The sequence below is a fragment of the Streptomyces sp. NBC_01537 genome, assembly GCF_045040445.1.
GTDB lineage: Bacteria > Actinomycetota > Actinomycetes > Streptomycetales > Streptomycetaceae > Actinacidiphila.
The window spans coordinates 4,815,612-4,832,757 of record NZ_CP109392.1 but is presented as its reverse complement, the minus strand read 5'-3'; the positions used below and the strand labels follow the sequence as shown (position 1 = coordinate 4,832,757).

Below are 17,146 nucleotides of genomic sequence, written 5' to 3'. Positions count from 1 at the left end.
CGAGCGACATGGAGCCACCCGAGGCATCCGAGGACACGCGGCCCCGACCGGGTGGCGACATCGGGCGGACAGGCGCACTGTCGCTCCCCTCCCGGATAGCGGTGGCGCTGGGCATCGCCGTCGTGGCGGTCGGCACCTGCGTCCACCTGCTCGCGGTGTTTCTGCACGTCGCCCCGGAGAACACCGCAACCGAGCAGCACGGCGACCTGGTCGCCGAGTACATCTACCCCGAGTTCGAGCAGAACTGGAAGCTGTTCGCCCCCAACCCGGTGCAGCAGAACACCCACATCTGGGCCCGCGCCGAGGTGCGCAAGAACGATGGCGACACCACGACCACCGGCTGGACCGACCTCACGGCCATGGACATCGCCAAGATCCTTCACAACCCGGCCCCCAGCCACGCCAACCAGAACGAGCTGCGCCGCGCCTGGTCCTTCTACACCAGTACGCACGGTGACCAGAACCGGCCGATCGGCATGCGCGGTGAGCTCAGCAGGGCATATGTCCAGCGCATCGTGGAGGACCGTTTCGGCACCCACCTGGACGGCGGCACGGTCGAGCGGGTCCAGGTCCGGGCGGCCACCACGCCGGTCGCCGCGCCGCCGTGGAGCGACGAGCGGATCGACACGAAGACGACCTACCAGGTACTGCCGTGGTGGCCCGTGACCCAGGAGCAGGGCCAGGACCAGGGCCAGGGCCAGGGCCAGGACCAGGAGGACGGCTCGTGAGCGGGCAGCAGCAGAGTGTCCCGTCCCCCTTCACCGGCCTGGCGGCCGCCACCGGCGACGCGATCGCCCGGGGCCTGACCCGCCTCACCGGCACCGCCATCGGCCGGTACCAGACGGCGGTCGTCCGGATCGGCTTCTCGCTGACCTGGCTGCTGTACCTGCTGCGCGAGTGGCCGTACCGCCAGGAGATCTACGGGCCCGACGGCGTCTGGAGCTGGGACATGGCCCACCAGCTCATCGCCGACAACCACGCCTTCTCGGCGTTGATGTGGACGCGCAGCGGGCTGTGGTTCGAGCTCGTCTACGCCGCCGCCATCCTCGCGTCCGTGATGCTGCTGCTCGGCTGGCGGACCCGCACCGCGTCACTGCTGTTCATGATCGGCGTCCTGTCCCTGCAGAACCGCAGCGTCTTCATCGGGGACGGCGGCGACAACGTCATCCACCTCATGGCGATCTATCTCGTACTGACCCGCTGCGGCCAGGTCTGGTCCCTGGACTCCCGGCGCCGGGCGCGCAGCACCGAGGAGGACCTCGACGACCGCACCGGGGTGCTGCTCTGGGCGGTGCTGGGCGCCGCGCTGCTCCCGGTCACCGGGCTCGGACTGCTGAGCTGGGGCTGGGCGGTCGTCTTCTGGGGTTTCTGGCTCTGCCAGGCCGCCTGGTGGGCAGCGAAGCGGTACGCGCCCGGTGAGCCCCGGACCGTGCTGGACATCTTCGCCAACCTCGCGCACAACGGCGCCCTGCTGGTGATCATCGTCGAGGTGTGCCTGATCTACGCCACCGCCGGCTGGTACAAGATCCAGGGCAGCCGGTGGCAGGACGGCACCGCGCTCTACTACCCGCTCCACCTGGACGACTTCACGCCCTGGCCCGCCCTTTCCCACGCCATGGCGAGCAGCGGGCTCATGGTCATGGCCATTGGCTACGGCACGGTGATCGTGCAGGTCGCGTTCCCCTTCACGCTGTTCAACCGCCGCCTGAAGAACGTGCTGCTCGCGGTGATGATGATCGAGCACGCCTCGATCGCGATCGTCCTCGGACTGCCCTTCTTCTCGCTCGCGATGATCACCGCCGACGCGGTCTTCCTGCCCACCGGCTTCCTGATGTGGGCCGGTGACCGGCTCGTGCGCCTTGTACGGCGACGGCGACGGCAGGAACCGACCGGGGAGCCGACCGAGAAGCCGGCGGTGGAGCTGCCCGGGCAGAGCAGCGAGCCGGAGCCCTCTAACCTCATGTTGTGACCACCAGGAACGACATCGCCGGGCAATGGCGCGAGCACGCCTCCGACGCCGTGCTGCTCGACGGCTTCCACGCGCTGAAGCACGCGCTGCGCTTCGGCGCCGATGTGCCGCTCGCGGTGGCCACCGACAAGAAGGCCATGTTCAGCCTCGCGGCCGACCTGGCGGAGGACCTCACCGCGGCCCTGGCCACCTCCGTGATCGAGGTCCCGGCGGCTGTCCTACGGGAACTGGTGCCCCGGATCCACCCGACGGGCGTGGCCGCGCTGGCGGTCCGTCCGAGCGAGCGGGGAAACCGGGAGAGGCTGTCCCGGCTTCCCCGGACCGCGCCGGTTGTCGTCCTCGACAACCCCCGCAACCTGGGCAATGTCGGGGCCGTGGTCCGGCTCGCCGCCGGATTCGGCGCGACGGGCGTGGTCACCACCGGAGACCTGGACCCCTGGCACTCCAACGCCGTACGGGCCGGAGCCGGGCTGCACTACGCCACGGCCGTGGAACGGCTGGAACAGTCCCAGGGCCGCACCGAGCTGCCGCCCGGCCCGCTGTTCGCCCTTGACCCCGAGGGCGAGGACATCCGGGGCCTCGCCATTCCCGACGACGCGCTCATCGTCTTCGGCTCCGAGCGGCACGGCATCTCGGCGGAGCTGCGCGGCCGGGCCGACCGGCTGGTCGCGCTGCCCATGCGGCCCCTGGTCTCCAGCTACAACCTCGCCACCAGCGTGGCTATGACGCTGTTCCGCTGGGACTCGCAGAACTGGGACGCCTGACCTCGATGACCCGGAAGCGGCTTGCCACGAAGGCGCCGTCGCACAGTGCCGCGTTCGCCGCCGGATTCCCACCGGAGCCGTGGAGGTCGGAGAAGGCGGCGGTCTGGTTGACGTAGACCCCGCCCGTCAGGTTCAGCGACAACTGGGCGGACTCCTCCAGGCAGACCTCCTCGACGAGCTGCTCGACCTCGGGCGAGGTCGTGTACGCGCCGACCGTCATGGCGCCCTTCTCCCGCACCGTGCGGCGCAGCAGGTCCACCGCCGCCTGCGAGGAGTCCATGGCGACCGCGAAGGACACCGGGCCGAAGCACTCCGACAGATAGGCCGCCTCGTCGTCCGGCTTGGCGCCGTCCAGCTTCACGATCACCGGGGTGCGGACCACGGCGTCGGGGAAGTCCGGGTTGGGCACGGTCCGGGAGGCGAGGGCGACTTCGCCGAGCGAGGAGGCGGCCTCCAGACGGGACTTCACATCGGGGTTGACCAGGGCGCCGAGCAGGCCGTTGGCCCGGGCGTCGTCGCCGAGCAGCCCGCTGACGGCGGACGAGAGGTCGGCGACGACCTCGTCGTAGGACTTGTGCCCGGCGTCGGTGTCGATGCCGTCCCGGGGGATCAGCAGGTTCTGCGGGGTGGTGCACATCTGGCCGCTGTAGAGGGACAGGGAGAAGGCGAGGTTGGACAGCAGTCCCCGGTAGTCGTCGGTGGAGTCGATGACGACGGTGTTCACCCCGGCCTTCTCGGTGAAGACCTGCGCCTGGCGGGCGTTGGCCTCCAGCCAGTCGCCGAAGGCGGTGGATCCGGTGTAGTCGATGACGCGGATCTCGGGGCGCACGGCAAGGGACTTGGCGAGGCCCTCGCCGGGCCGCTCGGCGGCCAGGGCCACCAGATCCGGGTCGAAGCCGGCCTCGGCGAGCACCTCGCGGGCGGCCTGGACGGTGAGCGCGAGCGGGAGCACCGCCCGGGGGTGCGGCTTGACCAGCACGGCGTTGCCGGTGGCGAGGGAGGCGAAGAAGCCCGGATAGCCGTTCCAGGTGGGGAAGGTGTTGCAGCCGATCACCAGCGCGACGCCGCGCGGGACGGACTTGAACTCCTTGCGCAGGCTCAGCGGATCCCGCTTGCCCTGCGGCTTGACCCACTCCGCCGACCCGGGCATGCGGACCTGCTCCGCGTAGGCGTACGCGACCGCCTCAAGACCCCGGTCCTGCGCATGCGGGCCGCCCGCCTGGAACGCCATCATGAAGGCCTGGCCCGAGGTGTGCATCACCGCGTGCGCGAACTCATTGGTCCGCTCGTTGATCCGGGCGAGGATCTCCAGGCAGACCGCCGCCCGCAGTTCGGGGCCCGCGTCCCGCCAGACGGGGATGCCGGCGCGCATGGCCGGGAGCAGGATGTCCGGATCGGGGTGCGGATACTCCACGCCCAGCTCGATGCCGTACGGGGACACCTCGCCGCCGGTCCAGCCGTCCGTGCCGGGCTGGTCCAGGTCCAGGCGTGTGTGCAGCAGGGCGTCGAAGGCGGCCTTGCCGGTCTCGCCGTCGCCGTAGGCCTTGGGGTGTTCGGGGTACGGCGACCAGTACTCGCGAGTGCGGATCGCTTCGAGGGCCTTGTCGAGCGTCGCGCGATGCCGTTCGATCAACATGTGCCAACTCCTCGTCGAGCTGGTGTGGGCGGATGGGACGGGCGGTGTGCCGCCAACAACGCTAGATTAACCGAATGTTCGGTCGGGACAAGAGGGGACCGGCCGCGCCTGTGGACAACTTGTGGACAACTCGCCGAGGAGCAGTTATTCATGACCGCACTTGAGCGCAGCAGCACCATCGCTGTCGTCGGCACCGGCACCATGGGCCAGGGCATCGCCCAGGTCGTCCTCGCCGCCGGGCACCACGTGCGGCTCTACGATGCCGCTCCGGGCCGGGCCGAGCAGGCCGAGCGGGAGACGAACCAGCGCTTCGACCGGCTGGTCGAGAAGGGCCGCCTCGACGCTGCCGAACGGGATGCCGCGCGCGCCCGCCTCGCCCCCGCCGGGCGGCTGGAGGAGCTGGCCGACGCGTCGCTCGTCATCGAGGCGATCCTGGAGGACCTCGGCGCCAAGCAGCAGCTCTTCAGCGCCCTGGAGACCGTCGTGCGCGACGACTGCCTGCTCGCCACGAACACCTCCTCCCTGTCCGTCACCGCCGTGGCCGGCGCCCTGCGCCTCCCCGGCCGCTTCCTCGGCCTGCACTTCTTCAACCCCGCTCCCCTGATGCCGCTGGTCGAGGTCGTCTCCGGCCACGCCACGGACGAGGCGGCGGCCACAGCCGCGTACGAGACGGCTGCCGCCTGGGGCAAGACGCCGGTTCGCTGCACCGACACCCCGGGCTTCATCGTCAATCGCATCGCCCGGCCCTTCTACGCGGAGGCGTTCCGCCTCTATGAAGAGGGCGCGGCGGATCCCGCCACCATCGACGCCGTGCTGCGCGAGTGCGGCGGCTTCCGGATGGGGCCCTTCGAGCTGACGGATCTGATCGGCCAGGACGTCAACGAGGCCGTCACCCGCTCTGTGTGGGAGTCGTTCTTCCACGACCCGAAGTTCACGCCCTCGCTTGCGCAGCGGCGGCTTGTGGAGTCGGGACGGCTGGGACGCAAGTCGGGGCGCGGCTGGTACGACCACGCGCAGGGCGCGCAGCGCCCCGAGCCGCGTACGGCTGCGCCGCAGGACGCGCCGGGCGAGGTCACCGTGTCGGTGGGCGAGGGCAGCCCGGCGGCTGCGCTGCTCGAACTGATCACCGAGGCCGGGATCAAGGTCCATGAGGGAGATTCGGCCGGGGCGTACGAGACCCGCATCGAACTGCCGGGCGACGGGCTGCTGTATCTGGCCAACGGCAGTGTCGCGACCTGGGGGAATGATTCCGACACCGTGCAGTTCGACCTGGCTCTCGACTACCGCTCGGCGACCAGGATCGCGCTGGCGCCGGCCGACAGCGCCCGCCCCGGGACGGTCAGGGCCGCGACCGGCCTGTTCCAGGCGCTCGGCAAGCAGGTCAGCGTGATCGACGACGTCCCTGGCCTGATCGTCGCCCGTACGGTCGCCATGCTGGTGGATTTCGCCGTGGACGCCCTGGCCAGGGGCGTCGCCTCGGCCGCCGACATCGACACCGCCATGCGGCTCGGGGTGAACTATCCGCGTGGCCCTCTTGACTGGGGCGACGCTCTCGGCCCGGGCTGGGTGTACAACCTGCTGGAAGAACTGCGTGAGAACTACCCCGGCGGGCGCTACGCGTCCTCAGGGCTGCTGTACCGGCGCTGGGTCACCGAGCGGAAGCTGCTGTAATCATGACCATGGCACAGCGCGACACGTACACCCCCGAGACCCTACTCGCCGTCGCCGTCGAGGTGTTCATCGAGCGCGGCTACGACGGCACCTCCATGGAGCACCTGTCGCGCGCCGCCGGGATCTCCAAGTCCTCGATCTACCACCACGTGCGCGGCAAGGAGGAACTGCTGCAGCGCGCGGTCGGCCGGGCGCTGGACGGGCTGTTCGGCATCCTGGAGGAGCCCGGTGCGCAGGCCGGGCGGGCGGTGGAGCGGCTGGAACACGTCACGCGCAGAACGGCCGAGGTGCTGATGGGGGAGCTGCCGTACGTCACGCTCCTGCTGCGCGTGCGCGGGAACACGGAGACCGAGCGGTGGGCCATGGAGCGGCGCCGGGAGTTCGATCACCGGGTGACGGATCTGCTGAAGGCGGCGGCGGCCGAGGGGGATCTGCGCGATGACGTGGATCTGCGGCTCGCGACCCGGCTGCTCTTCGGGATGATCAACTCCATAGTCGAGTGGTACCGGCCCGCTCACGCGGACAGCGGGCTCCACCGCGACGAGGTCGCGGACGCCGTGGTGCGGCTCGCCTTCGACGGGCTGCGGCGGTAGGGCCTCTCCGGGGGGACGTCAGCTGTCAGCTGTCGAGCACCTGGTCGGTCTCCTCGAAGACCAGCAGCGTGCGGCTGCTCAGCACCTCGGGCACCGCCTGGATGCGGGTGAGGACCAGCTCGCGCAGGCTGCGGTTGTCGGGGGTGTGCACCAGCAGCAGGACGTCGAAGTCGCCGCTGACCAGCGCGATGTGGGCGACTCCGGGGAGGGCGAGGAGCTTTTCCCGGACGGTGCGCCAGGAGTTCTGCACGATCTTGAGGGTGATGTATGCAGAGGCGCCGTGACCTGCGCGTTCGTGGTCGACGCGGGCGGTGAAACCACGGATGACGCCGTCCTCGATGAGCCGGTTGATGCGGGCGTAGGCATTGGCACGCGACACGTGGACGCGCTCGGCGACGGAACGTATCGAGGCACGTCCGTCCTCCTGCAGATAGCGCAGGATCGCGCGGTCGATCGAGTCGAGGGGGCGCCCGGCGGGCGCGGAATCGGCCATTTGTTCATCTGTCACGCCCCGGTGCCTCCTTACCATGGACGTACTGGCTCCATCACAGGCTGTGCAGAACCGTTTGTCCACAGGCGGAACCGACCTGTAGCCAAATTGCATCGACGACCGAACAATCGGTAGGGAGCGGATACCCGCTCTCCGGCCCTGTCACGTCGTTACGTCGAGGGCATTCGAACACGCCCACGAGGAGGTGCTCGCGATGACCGTCCTGGACCAGCCCGTCTGGCACCCGCGCACCGAACCCGCGCCGCTGCTGCCCGACGCGGAGCCGTACCGCCTGCTCGGGACGCCCGCCGCCCGCGCGCTCGACCCCGGTCTGCTCACCGGGCTGTACGGGCAGTTGGTGCGCGGCCGCCGCTACAACCGGCAGGCGACGGCCCTCACCAAGCAGGGGCGGCTCGCCGTCTACCCCTCCAGCGTCGGCCAGGAGGCCTGCCAGATCGGTGCCGCGCTCGCGCTCCGGCCGCAGGACTGGCTCTTCCCCAGCTATCGCGACACCCTCGCCGTCATCGCCCGGGGCGTGGACCCCGTCCAGGCGCTCACCCTGCTGCGCGGCGACTGGCACTCGGGCTACGACTCCCGCGAGTGCCATGTCGCTCCGCTCAGCACCCCGCTCGCCACCCAGCTGCCGCACGCCGTCGGGCTGGCGCATGCTGCCCGGCTCAAGGGCGACGACGTGGTCGCCCTCGCCATGGTCGGCGACGGCGGCACCAGCGAGGGCGACTTCCACGAGGCGCTGAACTTCGCCGCCGTGTGGCGGGCGCCGGTGGTCTTCTTCGTGCAGAACAACGGCTTCGCCATCTCCGTGCCGCTGGCCAAGCAGACCGCCGCGCCGTCCCTCGCCCACAAGGCGGTCGGCTACGGGATGCCGGGCCGGCTCGTGGACGGCAATGACGCGGCGGCGGTGCACGCAGTCCTGACCGAGGCGGTAGGACGGGCGCGGGGCGGCGGCGGGCCGACGCTGGTCGAGGCGGTCACCTACCGGATCGACGCGCACACCAACGCCGATGACGCCACCCGCTACCGGGACGACGCCGAGGTCGAGACCTGGCGCGAGCACGACCCGATCGCCTTGCTGGAGCGGGAGTTGCGGGCGCGCGGGCTGCTCGACGAGACACTCATCAGCGCGGCCGAGGACGAGGCCGAGCGCATGGCGGCCGATCTGCGCGACCGGATGAACGAGGAGGCGGCGCTCGACCCGATGGAGCTGTTCACCCACGTCTACGCCGAGCCGACGCCCCAGCTGAGGGAACAGGCAGCGATGCTGCGCGCCGAGCTGGATGCCGAGAGGGACGCGGGGGCAGGGGCATGAGCACGGCTGTCGCGGCGGAGCGAAGGGCGGATAGAAAATCCGCCACCATGGCGTACGCGCTCAACCGCGCGCTGCGTGACGCTCTTGCCGACGACCCCTGCGTGCACCTGCTGGGCGAGGACATCGGCACGCTCGGCGGGGTCTTCCGCATCACGGACGGGCTCGCCAAGGAGTTCGGCGACAGCCGCTGCACGGACACGCCGCTGGCGGAGGCGGGCATTCTGGGCACGGCCGTCGGAATGGCGATGTACGGGCTCCGGCCGGTCGTCGAGATGCAGTTCGACGCCTTCGCGTACCCGGCCTTCGAGCAGCTGGTCAGCCATGTCTCGCGGATGCGCAACCGCACGCGCGGTGTGCTGCCGCTGCCGATCACCATCCGGGTGCCGTACGGCGGCGGCATCGGCGGCGTCGAGCACCACAGTGATTCGTCGGAGGCCTACTACCTGCACACACCCGGGCTGCACGTCGTCACCCCGGCGACGGTGGCGGACGCGTACGGGCTGCTGCGCGCGGCCATCGCCTCGGACGACCCGGTGGTCTTCCTGGAGCCGAAGCGGCTGTACTGGTCCAAGGACGACTGGTCCGCCGATGAACCGGCCGTTGTTCCGGGGCCGGGGCGCGCGGTGGTGCGGCGCGCGGGGCGCTCCGCGACGCTCATCACCTACGGGCCGTCGCTGCCGGTGTGCCTGGAAGCGGCCGAGGCGGCGGGCGAGGAGGGCTGGGACCTGGAAGTCCTCGACCTGCGGACCCTGGTCCCCTTCGATGACGAGACAGTGGCCGCGTCGGTGCGGCGGACCGGTCGGGCTGTCGTCGTCCACGAGTCGGCGGGCTTCGGCGGGGCCGGCGCGGAGATCGCGGCGCGGGTGACGGAGCGGTGCTTCCACTGGCTGGAGGCACCGGTGCTCCGGGTCACCGGCTTCGACATCCCGTATCCGCCACCCATGCTGGAGCGGCACCATCTGCCGAGCGTCGACCGGATCCTCGACGCGGTCGGCCGGCTGCAGTGGGAGGGCGGTGCGTGATGGCTGTCGTGCGGGAGTTCGTCCTTCCTGACCTGGGCGAGGGGCTCACGGAAGCCGAGATCGTGCGGTGGCTGGTGCGGGTCGGTGACGTCGTCGCCGTCGACCAGCCGGTCGTCGAGGTCGAGACGGCGAAGGCGGTGGTGGAGGTGCCGTGCCCCTACGGGGGTGTCGTCACAGCCCGGTTCGGGGAGGAGGGCGAGGAGCTGGGTGTCGGGCGTCCGCTGCTGACCGTCGCGGTCGGGGCGAGCGACGATTCCCCTTCCGGTTCTGATTCCGGTTCCGGTTCTGGTTCCGGCAATGTCCTGGTCGGCTACGGCACGGGTGCGCCTGCCGCGCGACGGCGGCGGGTGCGGGCACCTGCGGTGGGCGGTGCCCTCGCGGTGGATGACGGGCGGGTGGCTGTCATCTCGCCCCTCGTGCGGCGGGTCGCGCGTGAACATGGCGTTGACCTGCGGTCACTGACGGGGTCCGGGCCGGATGGGCTGATTCTGCGGGCGGACGTCGAACGGGCGATCGCGGCGCCGGTTCGTGTCGCCGAGCCGGTTTCCGACGGCTCCCGGATTCCCCTGCGGGGGGTGCGGGGCGCTGTCGCGGAGAAGCTCAGCCGGAGCCGGCGTGAGATCCCCGACGCCACGTGCTGGGTGGACGCGGACGCGACCGAGTTGCTGGCCGCGCGGGCCGCGATGAACGCGGGCGCCACGGCCAAGGTGTCTGTGCCGGCACTGCTCGCACGGATCTGTACGGCGGCGCTTGCCCGCTACCCCGAGCTCAACTCGACGGTCGACGTCGAGCGGAACGAGGTCGTACGGCTGGCCGGGGTGCATCTCGGCTTCGCCGCGCAGACCGAGCGCGGCCTGGTCGTGCCGGTGGTGCGGGACGCACAGGCGCGGACGGTCGAAGGGCTGGCGGAGGAGATGGCGCGGCTCACGGAGGCCGCGCGGGCCGGGAAGCTGACGCCGGGTGAGCTGACCGGGGGGACGTTCACGCTCAACAACTACGGCGTCTTCGGGGTGGACGGCTCCACGCCGATCATCAACCACCCGGAGGCGGCGATGCTCGGAGTCGGGCGAATAGCGCCCAAGCCGTGGGTGTGGGAGGGCGAGCTGGCGGTCCGGCAGGTCGTGCAGCTGTCCCTGACCTTTGACCACCGGGTGTGCGACGGGGGCACGGCGGGCGGGTTCCTGCGGTTCGTGGCGGACTGCGTGGAGCGGCCTGCGGTGCTTTTGCGGAGCGTCTAGGGCCTGTCTTGTGGATCTCCGTGGGTGAAGGAGCGGCCCGCCGCGCCAGCGGCTGATGTCACTGCGGCGCCTGCGGTCGCAAGGCGGAGGAGGGAGGCAACGCGGTGGGGGCACCTCCCAGCGTCTAGCTGGGGGACGTTGTCGACCGACGACAACGCCGCGAGCGCTGGTGCCAGGGCACGCGACGCCACGGCCACGCCGCGCCAGCGGCACATGGACCGCAGCCACAAGACAGGCCCTAGCTCTGCTGGGCGCCGGGGCTCCGCCCCGGACCCTCCCCCAAGCACTTCGTGCAGGGGGTACCCCCACTCCTCAAACGCCGGAGGGGCCGATTGCTGGGAAACTCGCCGCATGACACAGCACGCAACATACGACGCCGTGATCCTTGCCGGTGGTGCCGCGAAACGTCTCGGAGGGGCGGACAAGCCAGGGCTGGCCGTGGCGGGGCGGGCGATGGTGGAGCGCGTGCTGGAGGCGTGTGCGGGGGCCGGCCGGACGGTGGTGGTGGGGCCGCGCAGGGGGACGGGCCAGGCGGTGGTGTGGGCGAGGGAGGAGCCGCCGGGGGGTGGGCCGTTGGCGGCGCTGGCGGCGGGAGTGCGGGAGGTGACGGCGGAGACGGTGGTGGTGTTCGCGGCGGATCTGCCGTTTGTGACCCGGGAGGTGGTGGAGGGGCTGCTGGCGGAGCTGGACCCGGCGGCCGAGGGCGTGGTGCTGACCGATCCCGGTGGGCGGGACCAGCCGTTGGCGGCGGTGTACCGGACGGAGGCGCTGCGGCGCGAGCTCGCGCTGATCGCGGCCGAGCACGGCGGCGTGGCGGGGCTGCCGCTGCGGCTGCTGACGGCCGAGCTGGTGCTGCGCCGGCTGCCGGACCCGACGGGGGCGGCGTCGTTCGACTGCGACACCTGGGAGGACCTGTCCACGGCACGGGCACGGATCAGGGAGCATGGGCACGTGTTGGATGAATGGATCGCCGCAGCCAAGTCCGACCTCGGGATCGATCTCGACGTCGATGTCGCCGTATTGCTCGACCTGGCCAGGGACGCCGCGCACGGAGTCGCCCGCCCGGCGGCCCCGCTGACCACGTTCCTGGTCGGTTACGCGGCCGCACAGGCGGGCGGTGGCCCGGAGGCGGTGGCGGAGGCGGCCCGGAAGGCCACGGCTCTCGCCGAGCGCTGGGTCGCGGAGGCCGCGGAGGCCGAAAAGGCCGCCGAGGCCGAAAAGGGCGAAGAGGGCAAGTGAGCGGTTCCACGCCGTGGCCCGACGCACGGCGGACCGCCGGCCTGGCCGGGACGCCGCTGGCCAGGCTGAACGTGCCGCTCGGCGAGGCGCTCGGGCATGCGCTGGCGGAGCCGCTGACGGCGCTGACCGACCTGCCGTCGTTCGACACGTCGGCCATGGACGGGTGGGCGGTGGCGGGCCCCGGCCCCTGGCGGCTGTCGGGCCAGTTGCTGGCGGGGCAGCACCCCGGGGAGCCGCTGCCGGACGGGCACGCCACGGGGATCGCGACCGGGGCCGCGCTGCCGCCCGGGGCGACCGCCGTACTGCGGCGCGAGCACGGCCGTACGGGCCCCGACGGGATGCTGCACGCCGTGCAGGGCCCGCCGGGGCCCTGGCAGGACGTACGCCCGCGCGGCCAGGAGTGCCGGGGCGGGGACGAACTGCTGGCCACGGGCGCGCTCGTCACCCCGGCCGTGCTCGGGCTCGCGGCGGCGGCGGGCTATGACGTGCTGGCGGTGACGGTCCGGCCCCGGGTCGATCTGCTCGTACTGGGCGACGAGTTGCTGGACCGGGGCCCGCCGTACGGCGGTCGGGTGCGGGACGCGCTGGGCCCGCTGCTGCCCGCCTGGCTGCGGGGGCTGGGGGCGGAAGTGGTGAGCGTACAGCGGCTCGTCGACGATGCCGATGTGCTGTACGAGGCCGTCACCGGCTCCACCGCCGAGCTGATCGTGACCACCGGCGGCACGGCCGGCGGCCCGGTCGACTTCGTGCACCCCGTCCTGGACCGGATCGGCGCCAAGCTGCTGGTCGACGGCGTCGCGGTGCGCCCCGGGCATCCGATGCTGCTCGCCGAACTGCCCACCGGGGGCCACCTCGTGGGTCTGCCCGGCAATCCCCTCGCCGCCGTCTCCGGCGTACTGACGCTGGCCGCACCGCTGTTGCGCACGCTGACCGGGCGGCCCGGCCCGACTCCGTACGCGGCCCGGCTGACCGCCGCCGTGCCGGGGCATCCGGCCGACACCCGGCTGGTCCCGGTGATCTTCGACGAGGAGTCGAAGGTCGTCCCGCTGCACTTCCACGGGCCCGCCATGCTGCGCGGCATCGCCGCCGCCGACGGCATGGCCGTCATCCCGCCGGGCGGCTTGGCCGAGGGCGCGCAGACCGCGGTGCTCCGCATGGAATGGGGTGCCGGGAGTTGACGCCCGCCGCTTCCCTGTCCCTCCCGCGCGCGCCCGTCGGGTCGCCGCTGCGCCAGGTCGTACGGCGGCTGGTCATGGCGCTGGCCTGCATGGCCGCGACCGTCGGCATCGTCTACGCCGACCGGGGCGGCTATCACGACAACGCCGACGGGACGGTGTCGTTCCTCGACAGCGTCTACTACGCGACCGTCACCCTCTCGACCACCGGCTACGGCGACATCGTCCCCTACAGCGCCAGTGCCCGGCTGAGCAATGTGCTGCTTGTGACGCCGCTGCGCGTACTGTTCCTGATCATCCTGGTCGGCACCACGCTGGAGGTGCTCACCGAGCGCACCCGCGAGCAGTACCGGCAGCAGCGCTGGAGGTCCGCCGTGCGCGACCACACCGTCATCGTCGGATACGGCACGAAGGGCCGCGCGGCTGCCCGGACCCTGGTCGCCCATGGCGTCCGGGCCGGGCAGATCGTGGTCGTCGACCCCGACCCCGTGGCGGTGGAGGCCGCCCTGGCCGACGGGTTCGCGGGGGTGGCCGGGGACGCGACGCGCAATGACGTGCTGCTGCAGGCCGAGACGCAGCGGGCGAAGGATGTGGTGATCGCCGCCCAGCGGGACGACACGGCGGTGCTGGTCGCACTGACGGCGAGGCAGCTGAACGCGCGGGCGACGATCGTCGCCTCCGTGCGGGAGGAGGAGAACGTGCCGCTGCTGCGGCAGTCGGGTGCCAGCGCAGTTGTCACGAGCTCCGGCGCGGCCGGCCGGATGCTGGGGATGTCGATGCTCAGCCCGAGCGCCGGGCGTGTGATGGAGGATCTCATCACGTACGGGAGCGGGCTCGATCTCGTCGAGCGGCCGGTGACGAAGGCGGAGGCGGGGCGGTCGCCACGTGAGCTGCGGGATCTGGTGGTCGCGGTCAAGCGGGGGCATCGGCTGCTCGACCACGACGATCCGGAGGCGGCGGTGCTGGAGTTGACCGACCGGATCATCGCCATCCAGCGGGCGGGCGCGTAGTGCGGTGACCGGAATGGTTTGCCGGGTCCGTCCGGCGGCCGGTTCCGTCCTCAATCGCCGGACGGGCTGAATTCAGCCCGTCCGGCGATTGAGGACAAAGCGCAGCCGGCGGGCTGCGCAACCCGGCGAACGTTCCCGGCCACAGCACTAGCGTCCGTTAGCGTCGGCCCCATGGCTATGCATGCGATCACGATTCCTGAGCCCGGCGGTCCCGAAGCGCTGGTGTGGGCCGAGGTCCCCGACGCGGTGCCCGTGGAGGGCGAAGTACTGGTGGAGGTGGCGGCCGGCGCCGTCAACCGGGCCGATGTGCTGCAGCGGCAGGGGTTCTACAACCCGCCGCCGGGCGCTTCGCCGTATCCGGGGCTGGAGTGCTCCGGGCGGATCGCCGCGCTCGGGCCGGGGGTGACCGGGTGGGCGGTCGGCGACGAGGTCTGCGCGCTGCTGGCGGGCGGCGGTTACGCGGAGCGAGTGGCCGTCCCGGTGGGGCAGTTGCTGCCGGTGCCCAAGGGGGTGGACCTCGTCACGGCCGCCGGGCTGCCCGAGGTCACGGCGACGGTGTGGTCCAACGTCTTCATGCTGGCCCACCTGCGGCCCGGCGAGACCTTGCTGGTGCACGGCGGCAGCAGCGGGATCGGCACGATGGCGATCCAGCTGGCGAAGGCGGTCGGCGCGCGGGTGGTGGTGACGGCGGGGAGCGAGGCGAAGCTGGAGCGGTGCCGGGAGCTGGGGGCGGACCTGGCGGTCAACTACCGCGAGGCCGATTTCGTGGAGGCCGTGCGGGGCGCGTACGGGGGTGCTGATGTCGTGCTCGACATCATGGGCGCGAAGTATCTGGAACGGAATGTGGATGTCCTGGCCGTCAACGGGCGGCTGGTGATCATCGGGCTGCAGGGCGGGGTCAAGGCCGAGCTCAATCTGGGCAAGCTGCTGGCGAAGCGGGCGGCTGTGGCGGCCACGACGCTGCGGGCGCGGCCGCTGGACGAGAAGGCGGCGATCGTGGCGGCTGTGCGGGAGCATGTGTGGCCGCTGGTCGAGGCGGGGACGGTACGGGCGGTTGTGGACCGGGTCCTTCCGATGAGGGACGCGGCTCAGGCGCACCGGGTTGTCGAGGCCAGTGAGCACGTCGGGAAGGTGCTGCTCGCCGTGTGACGGTGCGGTTTGCGCCGCGCAGCCGCCGGCTGCGGTTGTCCTCAATCGCCGGACGGGCTGAGATGTGTGAGTCTGGCGGCATGAACTGGGCCATTTCGGTCGCACTCGTATGGGTGCTCGCGGTGCCCGGGCCTGGGCCCGGGCCGAACGCCGGGAGTGTGGCCGGGGTGGGGCGGGCGCACCCGGGGCGGAGTGTGTCGCCGGTGCTGGAGGTGCCGGTGGTGCCCGGGGTGGCGCCCGCCGTGGTGCAGGTTCCGGAAGACGATCCGGGTCCGGCGCAGCCGCGTCGCGGCGGGGTGGTGCTGGAGGTGCTGCCGCTCGGGGCGGGGTTCACCCTGATGGGTGTCGGGCTGGGGTTCATCGGGCTGAGGTTGCGGAGGGGACTTCTCCGGTAACGCTTGCCGGGCGGGTGCATACTCGGTATACATACTCGGTATGTCGATCCGTCACGGGCTACTGGCCCTCCTCGACCGAGGTCCTCGCTACGGCTACCAACTGCGTACGGAGTTCGAGTCACGCACCGGTGCGACCTGGCCGCTGAATGTCGGCCAGGTCTACACGACGCTGGCCCGGCTGGAGCGGGACGGGCTGGTTGTGCCGGCCGGTGAGGACGACGGCGGGCATGCGGTGTACGCGATCACGGATGAAGGACGCACGGAGCTGCGGGAGTGGTTCGCGCGGCCGGTGGACCGAACGAGCCCGCCGAGGGATGAGCTGGCGATCAAGCTGGCGATGGCGGTGGGGTCGCCGGGGGTGGACATCCGGGCGGTGATCCAGGCGCAGCGGCTGCACACGATCCGGGCGATGCAGGACTACACGCGGCTGAAGGCGCAGGCCGTCGAAACGGGCCCGACCACCCGTGACGAGGTCGCGTGGCTGCTGGTCCTGGAGCAGTTGATCTTCTCCGCCGAGGCGGAGGCCCGCTGGCTGGACCACTGCGAATCACGGCTTGTGCGGCTCGCCGACTCGCTCGGTGACCTCAGTGAGGACGCGGGCGCCGGCGCGGGCGAGCAGAGCGCGAGCGTCACCAGTAATCGCCCGGCGCGTCGGTAGAGCGCCGGGACACTTATCTGTAGGGGGAAAGACCATGCAAGAGGCTCAACCTGTCCTGCGGTTGCAGGAGCTGACCAGGGTGCACGGCAGCGGGGCGACCGAGGTGCACGCGCTGCGGGGGATCGATCTGGATGTGTTCCCGGGCGAGCTGGTGGCGGTCATGGGGCCGTCCGGCTCGGGGAAGTCGACGCTGCTGACGATCGCGGGGGGCCTGGACACGCCGACGTCGGGGCGGGTGCTGGTGGAGGGCACCGACATCGCGACGGCGGGCAGGAAGCAGGTCGCGGCGTTGCGGCGGCGGTCGATCGGCTATGTCTTCCAGGACTACAACCTGATACCCGCTCTGACGGCCGCCGAGAACGTGGCGCTGCCGAGGGAGCTGGACGGCATGTCCGCGCGCAAGGCCCGCCGGGAGGCTGTCGCGTCGCTGGAGGAGATCGGACTGGCGGAGCTGGCCGACCGCTTCCCGGACGAGATGTCCGGCGGGCAGCAGCAGCGGGTGGCGATCGCGCGAGCGCTGGTCGGCGACCGGCGGCTGGTGCTGGCGGACGAGCCGACGGGGGCGCTGGACTCGGAGACCGGGGAGTCGGTGCTGGCGCTGCTGCGGTCGCGGTGCGACGCGGGGGCGGCGGGGGTGCTGGTGACGCATGAGCCGCGGTTCGCGGCGTGGGCGGACCGGGTGGTGTTCCTGCGGGACGGTTCGGTGACGGACACGACGCTGCGCTCGTCGGCGGAAACGCTTCTGCCGGGCGGGGTGGCCGCGAAGTGAGGCTGCTGCATTCCTGGCGGGCGGCGGTACGGATCGCCCGC

17 protein-coding genes are annotated in these 17,146 nt (G+C 71.8%); 15 read left to right on the top strand and 2 right to left on the bottom strand.

The features are described from left to right. Positions 1 to 8: 8 nt before the first annotated feature. Genes OG607_RS22220 through OG607_RS22210 form a run of 3 tightly spaced genes read left to right on the top strand, consistent with a single transcriptional unit; the run spans position 9 to position 2,733 of the window. The gene (locus tag OG607_RS22220) at positions 9 to 728 is read left to right on the top strand and encodes a DUF5819 family protein (protein ID WP_405726109.1); all 720 of its coding nucleotides are present in this window, start codon (positions 9 to 11) and stop codon (positions 726 to 728) included. After that, positions 725 to 1,969 (top strand): HTTM domain-containing protein, encoded by a 1,245-nt coding sequence (locus OG607_RS22215; RefSeq protein WP_405726106.1) that lies wholly within the window; start codon positions 725 to 727, stop codon positions 1,967 to 1,969. Before OG607_RS22220 ends, OG607_RS22215 begins: the two co-directional genes overlap by 4 nt. Further along, positions 1,966 to 2,733, top strand: coding sequence for a TrmH family RNA methyltransferase (locus OG607_RS22210; RefSeq protein ID WP_405726103.1), 768 nt, complete (start codon positions 1,966 to 1,968; stop codon positions 2,731 to 2,733). The genes OG607_RS22215 and OG607_RS22210 overlap by 4 nt, the downstream gene beginning before the upstream one ends. On the opposite strand, the gene paaN is transcribed toward OG607_RS22210, so the two are convergent. Continuing rightward, positions 2,690 to 4,369: a phenylacetic acid degradation protein PaaN gene (paaN, locus tag OG607_RS22205; protein WP_405726100.1), complete on the bottom strand. Its 1,680-nt coding sequence runs from the start codon at positions 4,367 to 4,369 to the stop codon at positions 2,690 to 2,692. The two genes, OG607_RS22210 and paaN, sit on opposite strands and share 44 nt — an antisense overlap. Before the next feature lie 150 nt (positions 4,370 to 4,519). On the opposite strand from paaN, the gene OG607_RS22200 reads away from it, so the two are divergent. Both OG607_RS22200 and OG607_RS22195 read left to right on the top strand, forming a co-directional pair. Further along, positions 4,520 to 6,040: a 3-hydroxyacyl-CoA dehydrogenase gene (locus OG607_RS22200; protein WP_405726097.1), complete on the top strand. Its 1,521-nt coding sequence runs from the start codon at positions 4,520 to 4,522 to the stop codon at positions 6,038 to 6,040. A 2-nt stretch (positions 6,041 to 6,042) separates the two neighbouring features. Then, positions 6,043 to 6,633, top strand: a complete 591-nt coding sequence (locus tag OG607_RS22195; RefSeq protein WP_405726094.1) for a TetR/AcrR family transcriptional regulator — start codon at positions 6,043 to 6,045, stop codon at positions 6,631 to 6,633. A 25-nt stretch (positions 6,634 to 6,658) separates the two neighbouring features. Here OG607_RS22195 and OG607_RS22190 read toward each other — a convergent pair whose 3' ends face one another. Beyond that, complete coding sequence (locus OG607_RS22190) at positions 6,659 to 7,126, bottom strand: Lrp/AsnC family transcriptional regulator (RefSeq protein ID WP_405736967.1); 468 nt, start codon at positions 7,124 to 7,126, stop codon at positions 6,659 to 6,661. Between the two features lie 211 nt (positions 7,127 to 7,337). On the opposite strand from OG607_RS22190, the gene pdhA reads away from it, so the two are divergent. The 10 genes from pdhA (at position 7,338) to OG607_RS22140 (ending at position 17,105) form a co-directional block, all read left to right on the top strand. Further along, positions 7,338 to 8,450, top strand: a complete 1,113-nt coding sequence (gene pdhA / locus OG607_RS22185) for a pyruvate dehydrogenase (acetyl-transferring) E1 component subunit alpha (RefSeq protein ID WP_405726091.1) — start codon at positions 7,338 to 7,340, stop codon at positions 8,448 to 8,450. Then, complete coding sequence (locus OG607_RS22180; protein WP_405726088.1) at positions 8,447 to 9,472, top strand: alpha-ketoacid dehydrogenase subunit beta; 1,026 nt, start codon at positions 8,447 to 8,449, stop codon at positions 9,470 to 9,472. The genes pdhA and OG607_RS22180 overlap by 4 nt, the downstream gene beginning before the upstream one ends. After that, positions 9,472 to 10,710: a dihydrolipoamide acetyltransferase family protein gene (locus OG607_RS22175; protein WP_405736965.1), complete on the top strand. Its 1,239-nt coding sequence runs from the start codon at positions 9,472 to 9,474 to the stop codon at positions 10,708 to 10,710. The genes OG607_RS22180 and OG607_RS22175 overlap by 1 nt, the downstream gene beginning before the upstream one ends. 351 nt (positions 10,711 to 11,061) lie before the next feature. Beyond that, entirely contained in the window at positions 11,062 to 11,949 is an 888-nt protein-coding gene (locus OG607_RS22170) for an NTP transferase domain-containing protein (RefSeq protein WP_405726085.1), read from the top strand. Beyond that, entirely contained in the window at positions 11,946 to 13,127 is a 1,182-nt protein-coding gene (locus OG607_RS22165) for a molybdopterin molybdotransferase MoeA (RefSeq protein ID WP_405726082.1), read from the top strand. The genes OG607_RS22170 and OG607_RS22165 overlap by 4 nt, the downstream gene beginning before the upstream one ends. Continuing rightward, entirely contained in the window at positions 13,109 to 14,134 is a 1,026-nt protein-coding gene (locus tag OG607_RS22160) for a potassium channel family protein (protein ID WP_405726079.1), read from the top strand. Before OG607_RS22165 ends, OG607_RS22160 begins: the two co-directional genes overlap by 19 nt. 177 nt (positions 14,135 to 14,311) lie before the next feature. After that, a complete protein-coding gene (locus OG607_RS22155) occupies positions 14,312 to 15,283 on the top strand; it encodes an NAD(P)H-quinone oxidoreductase (RefSeq protein ID WP_405736963.1) in 972 nt (323 codons plus the stop codon). Between the two features lie 80 nt (positions 15,284 to 15,363). Continuing rightward, a complete protein-coding gene (locus OG607_RS22150) occupies positions 15,364 to 15,678 on the top strand; it encodes a hypothetical protein (RefSeq protein ID WP_405726076.1) in 315 nt (104 codons plus the stop codon). A 40-nt stretch (positions 15,679 to 15,718) separates the two neighbouring features. Beyond that, positions 15,719 to 16,336 carry a PadR family transcriptional regulator gene (locus tag OG607_RS22145; RefSeq protein WP_405726073.1) on the top strand — a complete coding sequence of 206 codons (618 nt, stop codon included), beginning with the start codon at positions 15,719 to 15,721 and terminating at the stop codon, positions 16,334 to 16,336. Between the two features lie 34 nt (positions 16,337 to 16,370). After that, positions 16,371 to 17,105 (top strand): ABC transporter ATP-binding protein, encoded by a 735-nt coding sequence (locus OG607_RS22140; protein WP_405726070.1) that lies wholly within the window; start codon positions 16,371 to 16,373, stop codon positions 17,103 to 17,105. Positions 17,106 to 17,146 lie beyond the last annotated feature (41 nt).

Coding starts and splice junctions, on each gene's coding strand:
- OG607_RS22220 (WP_405726109.1), top strand. CDS start 9: ATGGAGCCACCCGAGGCATCCGAGGACACGCGGCCCCGACCGGGTGGC.
- paaN (WP_405726100.1), bottom strand. CDS start 4,369: ATGTTGATCGAACGGCATCGCGCGACGCTCGACAAGGCCCTCGAAGCG.
- OG607_RS22200 (WP_405726097.1), top strand. CDS start 4,520: ATGACCGCACTTGAGCGCAGCAGCACCATCGCTGTCGTCGGCACCGGC.
- OG607_RS22195 (WP_405726094.1), top strand. CDS start 6,043: ATGACCATGGCACAGCGCGACACGTACACCCCCGAGACCCTACTCGCC.
- OG607_RS22190 (WP_405736967.1), bottom strand. CDS start 7,126: ATGGCCGATTCCGCGCCCGCCGGGCGCCCCCTCGACTCGATCGACCGC.
- pdhA (WP_405726091.1), top strand. CDS start 7,338: ATGACCGTCCTGGACCAGCCCGTCTGGCACCCGCGCACCGAACCCGCG.
- OG607_RS22180 (WP_405726088.1), top strand. CDS start 8,447: ATGAGCACGGCTGTCGCGGCGGAGCGAAGGGCGGATAGAAAATCCGCC.
- OG607_RS22175 (WP_405736965.1), top strand. CDS start 9,472: ATGGCTGTCGTGCGGGAGTTCGTCCTTCCTGACCTGGGCGAGGGGCTC.
- OG607_RS22170 (WP_405726085.1), top strand. CDS start 11,062: ATGACACAGCACGCAACATACGACGCCGTGATCCTTGCCGGTGGTGCC.
- OG607_RS22160 (WP_405726079.1), top strand. CDS start 13,109: ATGGGGTGCCGGGAGTTGACGCCCGCCGCTTCCCTGTCCCTCCCGCGC.
- OG607_RS22155 (WP_405736963.1), top strand. CDS start 14,312: ATGCATGCGATCACGATTCCTGAGCCCGGCGGTCCCGAAGCGCTGGTG.
- OG607_RS22150 (WP_405726076.1), top strand. CDS start 15,364: ATGAACTGGGCCATTTCGGTCGCACTCGTATGGGTGCTCGCGGTGCCC.
- OG607_RS22145 (WP_405726073.1), top strand. CDS start 15,719: ATGTCGATCCGTCACGGGCTACTGGCCCTCCTCGACCGAGGTCCTCGC.
- OG607_RS22140 (WP_405726070.1), top strand. CDS start 16,371: ATGCAAGAGGCTCAACCTGTCCTGCGGTTGCAGGAGCTGACCAGGGTG.